The sequence below is a fragment of the Flavobacterium piscinae genome, from assembly GCF_004122145.1.
GTDB lineage: Bacteria > Bacteroidota > Bacteroidia > Flavobacteriales > Flavobacteriaceae > Flavobacterium > Flavobacterium piscinae.
Genome location: NZ_SBKQ01000009.1, coordinates 123,536 through 137,403, shown reverse-complemented (window position 1 = coordinate 137,403; position 13,868 = coordinate 123,536). Strand labels below are relative to the sequence as shown.

Below are 13,868 nucleotides of genomic sequence, written 5' to 3'. Positions count from 1 at the left end.
AGCTATGAAAAGAATTGTTTTTGCATTTTTGTTTTTCTTCGGACTAACATTTGTAAACGCTCAAGTAACTTTTAAACCAGGACTCAGAGCAGGTTTAAATCTGTCTAAAATCACTCAATCAGACGCCTCAACGCGATCCGATTTTTACATTGCCGGTTTTGGAGAATTGAAACTTACCAAATACTATACGTTGCAACCGGAAATTAGTTATTCTAAACAAGGTGGAAATGATGTATTAGTGCAAAATTTTAACAATCAAACGGGTAATTATGATGTTTCTAAAGAAGACATTTCGGTTGATTATATCTCTTTTGCTATAGTGAATAAGTTTACTTTTAACAATAAATTCAATATTCACATCGGTCCAACCATAGATTTTCAAGCGGGACAAAACCAATTTACACAATCAGATGTTGATTTAGCCTTTTTACTTGGGTTAGGGATAAGTGTTACCAATAATCTCTCTATTGAAGCAAGAGTAAAAAAAGGAATTATTGATATTTATGAAACGGATTATTTTAGTGATAATTCGTACAATGTTGGTGATTATAACACCAACTTTCTGTTTCAATTAGGTGTTTCATATACTTTTGATTTAAAATAAATCTTACAATAATTAATCATGAAAAAGTTTTTATCAATTTTCGTTTTTATTTTTCTAGGTACTTTCGTTTCGAATGCTCAATTTGAATTTAAACCGGGTGTGCGAGGTGGACTTAATCTTTCAAAAATCACCAATTTAGATGCTGATTCAAAAACCGATTTTTTTGTAGGTGGTCAATTTGAATTAAAGTTTGTAAAATTTTATTCATTACAACCGGAATTAACTTATTCCAGACAGGGTTTTAAAACACCGAATGATAGTTATTCACTCGATTATTTATCGGTTGGAATAACGAATAAATTCACATTTGGAGGAGGTTTTAATGTGTTGGTTGGTCCAACAATCGATGTTAAAGTTGGTGATAACTTTCCAACAGTTTTAAGTGATGAATTAATTGGGTTTGACTTTGCTCTTATGGGAGGAATTGGCTATACTTTTAAAAATGGACTTGCTGTTGATGTTCGATTCAAACAAGGTATTGTAGATGTTTTTGGAGACAATTACAATGAATACAATGATGAAAATGGCAACGGAAATTTTGACGAAGTAAAACTAAATTCATTGTTTCAGTTTGGGGTTTCCTATTCATTCGATTTAAAATAAAAATTGTATATTTAAAATAAAAAATAAACCATGTTACTAAAGGATTTCTATTCGGTTGAAAATATCGAGAAAATTTCAAATGAAAAATATAATGCTACTGTTTTTTTAAATAAAGCACATGATATATTCAAAGGACATTTTCCCGGAAATCCGGTGACCCCCGGCGTTTGTATGATGCAAATTATCAAAGAACTTTCTCAAGAAATTTTGGGAAGTTCTTTGATTTTAAAAAGTTCATCTAACGTTAAATTTATGGCCTTAATCAATCCGGAAATCAATCCAAAATTAAAACTTGAATTAGATTTTAGCGGCGATTTAGATTCAGATATTAAAGTAAAAAACACTACTTTTTTTGACGATACAGTTGCTTTAAAATTATTTAACACCTATAAAAAAGCATAGTTTGAAGTTTTTTTTCGCTATAGTATGCTTAGTCTTTTTCTCTGGTAATCAGGAATTAGTCACTGTGCGAGAAAATTATATTCTAGCCTCTCAATCAAAAGAAAAAGCTGAGGAATTCAATAAGCTAATGGTTAGCTATTCAGGTGAAAACAAGACCTTGTTGGCCTATAAAGGAGCTTCTATCGCTCTAAAAGCAAAATTTGCTTCTGACAGAAAAACAAAAAAAGAGCTTTTTACAAAAGGAATTACTATTCTTGAACAAGCTGTTAAAGCCGATTCGAACAATGCAGAGATTAGATTAATCCGTTTAAGTATTCAGGAAAATACCCCTAAAATACTTAATTATAAAGCCAATATTTCGGAAGATAAAAAACTTATTTTGACTACTTTTGACAAACAAAACAAAGCTTTACAAGAGCATTTAAAGTCGTTCATCATGCAGTCAAAATCATTTACCGCACAAGAAAAGGAGTTAATTGCAAACTAACCCTGATTTTATGAATGAAACCATCATCAACAATAAAATTATGGCGGAGACATGCGTAATTATTCCAACCTACAACAACCAAAAAACACTTCAACGGGTTATCGATGGTGTGTTGAATCAAACGGATAACATTATTATTGTAAACGATGGATCAACAGACGAAACATTTGATAATTTAAAAAAATACCCTCAACTCACACAAATTCATTTTGCTGAAAACAAAGGAAAAGGAGTTGCTTTGCGAGAAGGTTTCAAAAAAGCAAAACAATTGAATTTCAAGTTTGCAATTACGATTGATTCTGATGGTCAGCATTTTCCGGATGATATTCCACTTTTTTTGCAAGCTTTGGAAGAAGAAAATAGAGATGTCTTACTCATTGGAAGTAGAAACATGAACCAAGACGGTGTGCCCAAAAAAAGCAGTTTTGGTAACAAGTTTTCCAATTTTTGGTTTTGGTTTGAAACCGGTATTAAATTGGATGATACCCAATCGGGTTACCGATTGTATCCGTTAAATTCAATTCCGAAGAAATTTTTTACCCGAAAATTTGAGTTTGAAATCGAAGTGATCGTTCGAACGGCATGGAAAGGTGTTCCGGTTAAAAATATACCCATCAACATTCTTTATGACCCTAATGAAAGAGTTTCACATTTTCGTCCGTTTCAAGATTTCAGCCGAATTAGTGTGTTGAATACGCTACTGGTTATTATTACACTTTTTTATATCAAACCAAGAGACTTTTTTCGAAAACTTTTAAAAAAAAAATTTAAAGACTTTGTTCGTGAAGATATTTTAGCCAGTTCAGATTCAAACATGAAAAAAGCTTCCTCCATTGCTTTAGGGGTTTTTATTGGAATTGCTCCTTTTTGGGGGTTTCAAACCATTTTATCCATTTCTTTGGCTGTTTTATTTAAGCTCAATAAGGCATTAGCATTTGTTTTTTCAAACATTAGCTTTCCTCCGATGATTCCTATTATTATTTTCAGTTCGTTAAAAATAGGTTCTTTTTTTGTGGGAAGTACAAAACCGCTTCGATTTGATAATTCTATCACCTTGGATGTTGTAAAATCCAATTTATCACAATATCTTGTGGGAAGTTTTGTTTTGGCAACTGTAGCCGCAATTGTTTTTGGAGTTGGAAGTTATTTATTACTTTCGCTGACCAAAAAATCAAAAAAATAAAAATAATAATGCATTCATTTTTTATTGCAATGTATCGCTTTGTGGAGCGAAAAAAACGATTGGCTATTACAATGGCCATTGCATTGTTGTGTTTTTTTGGATTTTTTGCCACTCAAATTCAGTTTGAAGAAGACATCACCCGAATTATTCCAAAAACTGAAAAGTCGGATGTAACGGCAAAAGTACTTCAACAGATTAATTTTTCAGATAAAATTACGGTCATTATTGAAAAAGATAAAAATGGCACTGAAGACGATTTGATTGAAACCGCTACAACATTTTTAGAAAAAACAACTTCGCTCAATCAATATATTGAAGAAATTCAAGGAAAAATAGATGATGATAACATTCAGCAAACAATTGAATTCGTCTATGATAATTTACCACTTTTTTTAGAAGAATCCGATTATGCGTTAATTGATAAAAAACTCAACAACGATAGCATTTCCGTTCAGGTTGAAAAAAATTATAAAACCCTGATTTCGCCAACCGGAATTGTCGCAAAAGAGTTTATTTTAAATGATCCGCTTGGTATTTCTTTTATGGGTCTAAATAAACTCCAAGAACTCAATAGCGGTGACGACTTTCAATTGAAAGATGGTTTTTTAATCACAAAAGATAATTCAAAATTACTACTTTTCATTAATCCAAAATTAGCCGGAACAGAAACGGAAAAGAGTCAGTTATTTGTTGAAAAATTAGAGGAAATTCAACAACAACTTAATCAGGAATTTAAAGAAAAAACCGATTTAACTTATTTTGGTTCATCTTTTATTGCTGTGGCTAATGCGAAGCAAATAAAACGAGACATAATGACCTCGGTATTTATCTCGTTAAGCCTTTTGGTTTTAGTTTTGATATATTTTTATCGAAACATTTTGGTGCCAATCATTATTTTTATTCCAACACTTTTTGGTGTTGGGGTGGCAATGACTTTTTTATATTTTATAAAAGACAGCATTTCGGCTATTTCACTAAGCGTTGGTGCGGTATTACTTGGGATCACGATTGATTATTCTTTGCATATTCTTACACATTATAAACATAACAGCAACATAGAAACATTGTATAAAGATATTGTTAAACCGTTGCTTATGAGCAGCAGTACCACCGCAATAGCTTTTTTATGTTTACTTTTTGTTCACTCCGAAGCCTTAAAAGATTTAGGGATTTTTGCTGCAATTTGCGTCATAATATCGGCAATTTTTTCTTTGTTGATTATTCCACATTTATACAAACCAAAAAAGGTAACGATAGACAAACCAAAAACAGTTTTGGATAATATCGCTTTTTTTTCATTTCATAAAAATAAATTTTTAATAATTTCCTCTCTAATTATTATTGTGGTAAGCATTTTCACTTTTAAAAATGTAACCTTCAACAATAATTTAGCCGAACTAAATTATGTTCCCGACGAAATTAAATTAGCGGAAAGCAAATTAGAAAAAGCAACCAATTTAACATCAAAATCGATTTATTTAACATCGTACGGCAATTCAATTAATGAAGCTTTGGAACAAGCCGGTACTATCTATAAAGATCTTTCTGAAAGAAAAGAAAAAAATGAGATTTTGACTTTTAGTTCCATTGGGGGATTGGTTTTATCCGAAAAAGAACAAAAACAAAAAATTGAAAAATGGAAGACATTTTGGACAGAGGAAAAGATAGAATTTCTTCAAAATAGTTTAATTAAAAACGGCAAATTAGTTGGATTTAAAGAAGAAACTCACGGGCAATTTTATAACTTGTTGAAGAAGGATTTTTCAACGATTCAATTCCAAGATTACGAACAAGTAAAAGCTTTATTTTTAAAAGAATTTGTCTCTCAAAAAGATGGTTTTTATACTATTTCTTCATTAGTAAAAATAAATTTAAATCAACGAGATAAATTTATTGACACCATTTCAAAAAATGAAAATTTGGTTGTAATTGACCGTCAACACATGAATGAAACCTTTCTAGGCCAATTAAGAGACGATTTTACAAGCTTGATAAATTATTCGTTGATAGCGGTTTTACTTATACTTTTTCTCTTTTTTAAACGAATTGAATTGGTTATTTTAAGTGCCATTCCAATCATAATTACCGGAATAGTAACCGGCGGACTAATGAATTTGTTTGGTCTTCAACTCAATATTTTTAGCACCATTGTTTGTACAATGATTTTTGGTTTAGGAGTTGATTTTAGTATATTCATGACGAGTGCTTTACAAAAAGAATATACCTACGGCAAAAGTGTATTGCCAACGTATAGGGCTTCCATTTTAATGGCGGCTATTACCACAATTTTAGCGATCGGAGCTTTAATTTTTGCCAAACATCCTGCTCTGAAATCCATTTCTGCCGTTTCATTAATCGGAATTTTTTCGGCTTTGATCATCACTTTTGTTTTTTACCCAATTCTATTCAACATTTGTATTGTAAATCGGACTAAAAAGGGAAAATCTCCCATTTCACTTCGTTTATTTTTACATTCTTCTTTGTCGTTCATTTATTATGGATTGGGAGGTTTTATTTTTTCTTTTTTTGGAAGAATAATTTTATTTCTACTGCCGGTTAATGCCAAAACCAGAACCAGCTGGTTTCGGAAAATTATTTCTAAATTCATGAAATCGGTGTTGTACTCAAATCCATTTGTGAAAAAAGAAATCGTCAATCTGCATCATGAAAAATTTGATAAACCGGCAATTGTAATTGCCAACCATACTTCCTTTTTAGACACCTTGGCAACCGGAATGGTGACACATCGTGTGATTTATTTGGTTAATGATTGGGTGTATAAATCTCCTATTTTTGGTGGTGTGGTTCGTTTGGCCGGTTATTATCCGGTTTCTAAAGGTTTAGAGGGTGGTGTTGAACATCTAAGAAAACGAGTTGATCATGGTTATTTATTGATGGTTTTTCCAGAAGGTACTCGTTCAGAAGACAACGATATTAAACGCTTCCACAAAGGAGCTTTCTATCTGGCAGAGCAATTTAATTTGGATATTCTGCCGATTTATATTCACGGAAATTCTGAAACACTTCCCAAAGGTGATCATATTATTTATGATGAAAACATTACAGTAGTTATCGGAAAGCGAATTGAAGCCTCAGATAGTTCTTTCGGAAATTCTTATGCTGAAAGAACCAAATCAATTAATAAACTTTTCAGACAGGAATTTGCAAAAATTAGAATAGAGAGAGAAGACGAAAATTACTTTAAAAACAAACTCTTTTTGAGTTTTTTATATAAAGAATCAGAAGTTATTGAAGCTGTGAAAAGAGATTTTGAAATGAATAAAACAATTTATTTCAACCTAAATGACGACATAGCTCCTTTAGCAAAAATACTTCATTTTGGGAATGATTATGGACAGTTAGATGTATTACTGACGTTGCAACAGGCCAGAAGAAAAATACAAAGTTATTGTGTTGATGAAGAAAAAAGAAGTGTCGCTAAAACCAATTATTTAGTTAAAAAACGTGATATTTGTTATCCTGATGAATTGACTGCGATTGGTAATTTTGATATAGTAGTAATTTCAACAAATATAGAGGAATCAATCATAATGGATTATATTTCTAAAGCAAGTAAAATCATTTTGCTGATTCATTTTGAATTAAAAGAAGTCATTCTTAATCATGGATTCAGTATTGTAAAAGAAGAACCAACTAAAATCGTTTTGATAAAGCCGTGAATCTGAAAAAAAAATATGATGTTGTAATCGTGGGTAGTGGACTTGGTGGTTTGGTCTCAGCCATTATTTTGGCTAAAGAAGGAAAAAGTGTCTGCGTTTTAGAAAAAAACAACCAATTTGGAGGTAATCTGCAAACGTTTGTTAGAGACAAAACCATTTTTGATACCGGAATTCATTATATCGGAGGATTGGCTGAAGGTCAAAATTTACACAGTTATTTTTCATACATCGGGATTATGGATCATCTCCGATTAAAGAAAATGGATGAAGATGCCTATGATGTTATCACGTTTGAAGGGGATCCGAATCAATATCCGCATGCGCAAGGCTATGAAAATTTTGTAAAGCAATTAGTTAAATATTTTCCCGATGAAGAAGAAGTAATCAGAGAATATTGCAATAAATTAATTTATGCCTGCGATTCGTTTCCGCTTTATAACCTTAAAAATGACGGAGGGTATCAAAATGAAGTACTTTCCATAAATGCAAAAGCTTTATTGGATGAATTGACACCAAACGAAAAATTAAAAGCAGTTTTGGCGGGTTCCAATTTTCTTTATGCCGGCGATGATTACAGAACTCCCTTTTATGTGCATGCACTTTCGGTAAATTCCTATATACAAAGCTCTTGGCGATGTTTAAACGGCGGAAGTCAAATTACCAAACAACTTATTAAACAATTAAAAAAGTTTGGAGGAGAAACGTATAAGCACAGTGAAGTGGTCGATTTTACGTATGATAACGGAAAATTAATTTCAGCCATAACCAAAAATGGGAACGAGTATTTTGGAGATATATTCATTTCTAATATAGAACCCAAGACTACTTTAAATTTAATTGGCAAAGACAAATTCAGAAAACCGTATTATGACAGAATACAAAGTTTAGAGGTCATTATTGCACCGTTTAGTATTTATATTGTGTTAAAGCCGGAAAGTCTGCCTTATCGAAATTATAACAATTACCATGTGAAAGATGCTTCTCGAATTTGGAAAGCAGCAGAGTACACACAAGAATCTTGGCCGGAATGTTATATGATTTCAATGAATGTTTCAGAAGAAAATCAAGTTTGGGCAGAAAGTATAACAGCAATTACCTACATGCGTTTTGATGAAGTTCAACAGTGGGAAAACACTAAAAACACAGTTGCTAATAAAGAAGAAAGGGGAGAAGAATACGAAAAATTCAAAAATGATAAAATTGAAATTTTTCTTCAAGAAATTGAAAAGAAAATCCCAAATATTCGCGAATGCATTAAATCGGTGCATGCTTCTACACCATTATCTTACAGGGATTATATTGGCGGACACAACGGAAATTTATATGGCTATGTGAAAGATTCGAACAACCCAATGAAAACCTTTATTTCGCCTAAAACAAAGATCGAAAATTTGTTTTTAACCGGACAAAGTATCAGTATGCATGGGGTTTTAGGTGTAACCATTGGAGCGGTTGTCACTTGTTCGGAAATCGTAGGAAAAGAATATTTAATCAATAAAATTAACAACGAACTCAAAGCAAAGGAATGAAAGTTGTATCCAAAATAATTTTTCATCTTTTTGTAGGAGTCACCTTTTTGTCTTGTGGAATTTCTAAATCACTTCAAGATAAGCCTCAAGTTGCATTTTCAACATTTGAAAAACCAATCATTGAAAAGCGAAATGATTCTCTTTTTGTGTCAGAAAATAACTTTATAATCAAAAACAAACAACAATTGTGGGAACTTCATGTGTCTGGGAATGAATGGCAAAGAGGATTGTTAATTGGTGGTTTATCTGAAGATTTATTCAAAAAACAAGAATTTATTTTCTTTTCCAAAATTCAGGAAATGGTTCCGTCAAAATTTAAGCAAAAGCTTTTACGGGAATTTTTAAAATGGTATAATCGGAAACTTTATCTACATATTCCGGAAGAATTCAAAACAGAAATCTATGGTATTTCCGAGTATGCCTCAGATGATTTTAACTCCATTGCACCCAAATACTTAAGAAGTCTTTATCTTCATGGAGCCCACGATATTGGTCATGCCTTGCAGGATTTAGCATTGGTTGGTTGTTCATCCATCGCAGTTTGGGGGGATAAATCAGAGGATGGCTCGCTCCTAATCGGAAGAAATTTCGATTTTTATGCCGGCGACGATTTTGCCAAAGATAAAATCATTTTATTTGTTAAACCTGATAAAGGAATTCCGTTTATGAATGTGACTTGGGGCGGAATGATTGGCGTGCTTTCCGGTATGAATGCTGAAGGATTAACAGTAACTATCAATGCAGGAAAATCCGATATTCCACTCGTGGCCAAAACACCAATTTCAATTGTTACGAGGGAAATTTTACAATATGCTACCACCATCGAGGAAGCGATTGCGATTGCCAAAAAAAGAGAAGTATTTGTTTCAGAGTCAATTATGGTGGGAAGTGCCAAAGATAAAAATGCGGTTTTAATAGAAATGGCTCCTGATAATTTTGATGTGTATGAAGTTCAAAATTCCACTCAATTGGTTTGCTCTAATCATTTTCAAAGTACAGCGTATCAATCTGACGAGCGAAACATTAATCACATTAAAGAAAGCCATTCACAATACCGTTTTGATAGAATGAAGGAGTTGTTGGAAGAAAAGGATAAAATGAATCCACAAAAAATGGCAGAAATTCTTCGAAATAAAGAGGGGCTTTCTGAACTTAAAATTGGATTTGGAAACGAAAAGGCTCTTAATCAACTTCGGGCTCACCATGCCATTATTTTTAAACCGGAACAATTGATGGTTTGGGTTTCTTCCAACCCCTATCAATTGGGCGAATTTGTGGCTTATGATTTGAAAGAAGTTTTTTCTAAAATGAAGGAGGATTATTCAGTTTCTGTGAAGGAATCTGCTAACATTCCTAAAGACGATTTTTTAAATTCGAAAGAATATATTGATTATGAAAAGTTCAGAATTTTAGATCGTAAATTGGATAAGGTTTTAAAAGAAAAGTTAACTTTGGAAACAGAGTTTGTCAAAGAATACCAAAACTTAAATCCTGATTTTTGGGTAGTTTATGCTCGAATAGGAGAATATTTTTTTCAAAAAGGATGGTTCAAAGCCGCTGAAATTGAATTTAAAAAAGCTCTCGAAAAAGAAATTACAACCGTTCCTGACAGAAAAAAGATAGAAAATTATTTAAAGAAAATTAATAATAAAATAGGATGATTCCAGCGATAGAAAAAGCTTCGGTTGAAGAAATTTATGCATTTCAAAGTGAAAAACTCAAGGAATTATTAGCCTATTTGAATCAAAATTCACCATTTTATAAACGACTGTTTTCTAAGCATTCAATAGATGTGAATTCAATTCAAACGTTGAAAGATTTACGACAAATTCCGGTGACAACTAAAACAGATTTGCAAGAATATAATGACGATTTTTTTTGTGTTACACGGGATAAAATTATTGATTATGTTACTACTTCCGGGACATTAGGAAGTCCGGTAACCATAGGTTTAACCGATAATGATTTAGAAAGATTGGCCTATAATGAAGCCATTTCCTTTCAATGTGCCGGAATTCAGAAAGGTGATGTGGTACAATTGATGACCACCATGGACCGCCGATTTATGGCCGGATTGGCTTATTTTTTAGGGCTGAGAAAACTGGGAGCAGGCGTTATTCGTGTGGGTTCCGGAATTCCGGAATTGCAATGGGATTCTATTTTAAAATATAAACCGGCTTATTTAATTTCCGTACCGTCTTTTTTGTTAAAGTTGATTGAATACGCAGAAAGTCATCAAATCGACTATAAGTCATCAAGTGTAAAAGGAGTGATTTGTATTGGGGAGGCTCTACGCGACCAAGATTTTAATCCTACTTTACTTTCCGATAAAATTACCCAAAAATGGCCGGTTCAGTTGTTTTCATCCTATGCGTCAACAGAAATGAGTACCGCTTTCACGGAGTGTGAAAATTTTCAAGGGGGTCATCACCATCCGGAATTAATTATTGTGGAAGTATTGAACAATGAAAATAAACCCGTAAATCAGGGAGAAGTAGGGGAGTTGGTCATTACTACATTGGGGGTTGAAGCGATGCCACTGTTGCGATTTAAAACAGGAGATATTGTTCAATTACACACTGACGCTTGCCCGTGTGGAAGAAATTCGTTGCGTTTAGGTCCGGTGGTTGGTAGAAAACAGCACATGATTAAATACAAAGGAACCACATTATACCCGCCTGCGATGCACGATTTGTTATCTTCATTTGAAGAAATTGAAAATCATGTGATTGAAATTTTTACCAATGAGTTAGGAACGGATGAAATTTTAATTAAAATTGTTACCAAAAACAATTCGGAACCATTTATTCATGAAGTAAAAAATCATTTTAAAGCGAAACTAAGAGTCACACCAAAACTTGAAGTGGTTAAAAAAGAAGAGTTGTTATCAATAATTTTTACTCCTGAAAGTAGAAAACCGATTACCCTTATTGATAGGAGATAGTAAATTTATTTTGAGTTTGAAAGAAATACAAAAATAGAATCAATCTAACTATGATATTCGTCATTTGATAACTTTTGATATATGCTGAAATTTGTTAAGAATTAAAGCATATTAAGATGAAAAAGCAGGTTCCGGTTTCGACCATAATGACAAAAAACGTTATCAAACTCAATTTAACAGACGATTTAACAAAAGCTGAACTACTTTTTAAAAAGCACCATATCCGTCATATTCCGGTGGTAAACAGTAATAAAATAATAGGAATGTTGAGTTATACTGATTTGTTACGCATTTCTTTTGTAGACGCCGTTGATGAAGAAGATGAAGTTGTAGATGTAACTGTTTACAATATGTTTACCGTTGAACAAGTCATGGCCAAAAAACTCGTCACCGTTTCACCGGAAACCACTATCAAAGAAGTAGCCGAAATTTTATCTTCCAAAGAGTTTCACGCACTTCCCGTTGTAGAAGGAGACTTATTGGTAGGTATTGTTACTACTACTGATATTATCAAATATTTATTGGAACAGTATTGAATTTAATTTTCTAACAACTTTTTTAAATCCGCTATCGTTTGTGTCGGATTTTCGGCACCAAAAACATAACTTCCGGCAACCAAAACATTTGCTCCGGCATCAACTAATTGTTTCGCGTTTTTTGAAGTAACTCCGCCATCAATCTCGATTAACGTATCTAAACCTTGCTCGTCTATCATCTTTCTCAGTTTTTTTACTTTTTGATAGGTAATATCTTCAAATTTTTGACCGCCGAATCCGGGATTGATTGACATGATTAAAACCATATAGCATTCGGGTAAAATATCTTCTAATACAGAAACAGGCGTGGTTAAATTAAGTACAACTCCAGCTTTACATCCGGTTGCTTTAATTTGTCTCAAAGTTCTATGCAAGTGAACGGTTGACTCGTAATGAACCGTTATTATATCTGCTCCAACTTCCGCAAAAGTTTCTATATATCGCTCCGGCTTTTCAATCATTAAATGCACATCTAAAGGTTTTGTAGCATGTTTTTTTATGGCTTGGATAACAGGCATTCCATACGAAATATTGGGAACAAAATGTCCGTCCATAACATCAATATGAAACCAATCGGCTTCACTGGCATTTATCATTTCAATATCGCGTTGTAGGTTAGCAAAATCCGCAGCTAAGACAGAAGGAGCAATTAAGGTTTTTTTCATCGTGTTGTTGTTTGTGCAAAGATAGATTATAGTTTAAAAGTTTAAAAGTTTAAAAGTTTAAAAGTTTAAAAGTTTCGTTAGTTAAGTAAAAAAGCAAAACTCCGGAAACCCGAGCAAAGCGAACAGACCGGTGTTTTGCTCTCCTAAAAAGCAAAACTCCGGAAACTCGAGCAAAGCGAACAGACTGGTGTTTTGCTCCCCAAAAAAGCAAAACTCCGGTAATCAGCCGGAGTTTCAATCATCAATCAAAAAACGAACAGTTTTAACTGTTTGTAATTTTACTATTTTTAGTGTTTGCGTATCAATTTTAAACACGCAAAATACGAATTACTTTTATAAATCAAAGGCAATTGCTATAAAAAAAATTATCCTAAATAAGTTTTTAATATTTTACTTCTGGAGGTATGTTTTAATCTGCGGATAGCTTTTTCTTTAATTTGACGAACACGTTCACGAGTTAAATCAAAGGTTTCTCCGATTTCTTCTAAGGTCATTGGATGTTGATCGCCTAAACCAAAGTACAATCGCACTACGTCTGCCTCTCTTGGAGTTAAGGTTTCTAACGAACGTTCGATTTCTGTACGCAATGATTCGTGAATTAATTCTCTATCCGGATTTGGTGACTCACCTGAACGTAATACATCATATAGGTTTGAATCTTCACCTTCTACTAAAGGAGCATCCATTGACAAATGACGACCGGAGTTTTTCATACTTTCCTTAACGTCATTCACCGTCATGTCTAACTCTTTAGCAATTTCTTCCGCAGAAGGAGCACGCTCATTAGATTGCTCTAACAACGCATACATTTTGTTGATTTTGTTAATTGAACCAATTTTATTTAATGGTAAACGAACGATACGAGATTGTTCTGCTAACGCTTGAAGAATCGATTGACGAATCCACCAAACGGCATAGGAAATGAATTTAAAACCTCTGGTTTCATCAAAACGCTGTGCTGCTTTGATTAATCCTAAGTTTCCTTCATTAATTAAATCCGGAAGTGTAAGTCCTTGGTTTTGATATTGTTTAGCAACAGATACCACGAAACGTAAATTGGCTTTGGTTAACTTTTCCAATGCACGTTGGTCGCCGGCTTTGATGCGTTGAGCTAATTCTACCTCTTCATCGGCTGTAATTAAATCAACCTTTCCAATCTCTTGTAGGTATTTGTCTAGGGAAGCAGTTTCACGATTGGTAACCTGCTTGGTGATTTTAAGCTGTCTCATTTATTT

12 protein-coding genes are annotated in these 13,868 nt (G+C 33.0%); 10 read left to right on the top strand and 2 right to left on the bottom strand.

The window, feature by feature from the left end:
* Positions 1-4: 4 nt before the first annotated feature.
* The 10 genes from EQG68_RS09955 to EQG68_RS09910 all read left to right on the top strand — a co-directional run bounded on the left by EQG68_RS09955 (position 5) and on the right by EQG68_RS09910 (position 11,968).
* On the top strand, positions 5-604 hold the full coding sequence (locus EQG68_RS09955) for an outer membrane beta-barrel protein (protein ID WP_129464738.1): 600 nt from the start codon (positions 5-7) through the stop codon (positions 602-604).
* Between the two features lie 18 nt (positions 605-622).
* Entirely contained in the window at positions 623-1,207 is a 585-nt protein-coding gene (locus EQG68_RS09950) for an outer membrane beta-barrel protein (protein WP_129464737.1), read from the top strand.
* Between the two features lie 30 nt (positions 1,208-1,237).
* Entirely contained in the window at positions 1,238-1,609 is a 372-nt protein-coding gene (locus EQG68_RS09945) for a 3-hydroxyacyl-ACP dehydratase (RefSeq protein WP_129464736.1), read from the top strand.
* A gap of 1 nt (position 1,610) precedes the next feature.
* Positions 1,611-2,096, top strand: a complete 486-nt coding sequence (locus tag EQG68_RS09940; RefSeq protein ID WP_129464735.1) for a hypothetical protein — start codon at positions 1,611-1,613, stop codon at positions 2,094-2,096.
* A 10-nt stretch (positions 2,097-2,106) separates the two neighbouring features.
* Entirely contained in the window at positions 2,107-3,279 is a 1,173-nt protein-coding gene (locus tag EQG68_RS09935) for a DUF2062 domain-containing protein (RefSeq protein WP_129464734.1), read from the top strand.
* An 8-nt stretch (positions 3,280-3,287) separates the two neighbouring features.
* Complete coding sequence (locus tag EQG68_RS09930) at positions 3,288-6,959, top strand: 1-acyl-sn-glycerol-3-phosphate acyltransferase (protein WP_129464733.1); 3,672 nt, start codon at positions 3,288-3,290, stop codon at positions 6,957-6,959.
* A gap of 2 nt (positions 6,960-6,961) precedes the next feature.
* Positions 6,962-8,488 (top strand): phytoene desaturase family protein, encoded by a 1,527-nt coding sequence (locus EQG68_RS09925; protein ID WP_129464766.1) that lies wholly within the window; start codon positions 6,962-6,964, stop codon positions 8,486-8,488.
* The gene (locus EQG68_RS09920; RefSeq protein ID WP_129464732.1) at positions 8,485-10,149 is read left to right on the top strand and encodes a C45 family autoproteolytic acyltransferase/hydolase; all 1,665 of its coding nucleotides are present in this window, start codon (positions 8,485-8,487) and stop codon (positions 10,147-10,149) included. The genes EQG68_RS09925 and EQG68_RS09920 overlap by 4 nt, the downstream gene beginning before the upstream one ends.
* Complete coding sequence (locus EQG68_RS09915; RefSeq protein ID WP_129464731.1) at positions 10,146-11,432, top strand: phenylacetate--CoA ligase family protein; 1,287 nt, start codon at positions 10,146-10,148, stop codon at positions 11,430-11,432. The genes EQG68_RS09920 and EQG68_RS09915 overlap by 4 nt, the downstream gene beginning before the upstream one ends.
* A 116-nt stretch (positions 11,433-11,548) precedes the next feature.
* A complete protein-coding gene (locus EQG68_RS09910; RefSeq protein WP_129464730.1) occupies positions 11,549-11,968 on the top strand; it encodes a CBS domain-containing protein in 420 nt (139 codons plus the stop codon).
* 2 nt (positions 11,969-11,970) lie between these two features.
* On the opposite strand, the gene rpe is transcribed toward EQG68_RS09910, so the two are convergent.
* Both rpe and EQG68_RS09900 read right to left on the bottom strand, forming a co-directional pair.
* Positions 11,971-12,633 (bottom strand): ribulose-phosphate 3-epimerase, encoded by a 663-nt coding sequence (gene rpe / locus EQG68_RS09905; protein ID WP_129464729.1) that lies wholly within the window; start codon positions 12,631-12,633, stop codon positions 11,971-11,973.
* Between the two features lie 365 nt (positions 12,634-12,998).
* Positions 12,999-13,862: a sigma-70 family RNA polymerase sigma factor gene (locus EQG68_RS09900; protein ID WP_026711939.1), complete on the bottom strand. Its 864-nt coding sequence runs from the start codon at positions 13,860-13,862 to the stop codon at positions 12,999-13,001.
* Positions 13,863-13,868 lie beyond the last annotated feature (6 nt).

What these genes read in the sequence shown, in the direction of transcription:
- EQG68_RS09945 (WP_129464736.1), top strand. Translation starts at nt 1,238, where the DNA reads ATGTTACTAAAGGATTTCTATTCGGTTGAAAATATCGAGAAAATTTCA.
- EQG68_RS09930 (WP_129464733.1), top strand. Translation starts at nt 3,288, where the DNA reads ATGCATTCATTTTTTATTGCAATGTATCGCTTTGTGGAGCGAAAAAAA.
- EQG68_RS09900 (WP_026711939.1), bottom strand. Translation starts at nt 13,862, where the DNA reads ATGAGACAGCTTAAAATCACCAAGCAGGTTACCAATCGTGAAACTGCT.
- EQG68_RS09910 (WP_129464730.1), top strand. Translation starts at nt 11,549, where the DNA reads ATGAAAAAGCAGGTTCCGGTTTCGACCATAATGACAAAAAACGTTATC.
- EQG68_RS09955 (WP_129464738.1), top strand. Translation starts at nt 5, where the DNA reads ATGAAAAGAATTGTTTTTGCATTTTTGTTTTTCTTCGGACTAACATTT.
- EQG68_RS09915 (WP_129464731.1), top strand. Translation starts at nt 10,146, where the DNA reads ATGATTCCAGCGATAGAAAAAGCTTCGGTTGAAGAAATTTATGCATTT.
- rpe (WP_129464729.1), bottom strand. Translation starts at nt 12,633, where the DNA reads ATGAAAAAAACCTTAATTGCTCCTTCTGTCTTAGCTGCGGATTTTGCT.
- EQG68_RS09920 (WP_129464732.1), top strand. Translation starts at nt 8,485, where the DNA reads ATGAAAGTTGTATCCAAAATAATTTTTCATCTTTTTGTAGGAGTCACC.
- EQG68_RS09950 (WP_129464737.1), top strand. Translation starts at nt 623, where the DNA reads ATGAAAAAGTTTTTATCAATTTTCGTTTTTATTTTTCTAGGTACTTTC.
- EQG68_RS09935 (WP_129464734.1), top strand. Translation starts at nt 2,107, where the DNA reads ATGAATGAAACCATCATCAACAATAAAATTATGGCGGAGACATGCGTA.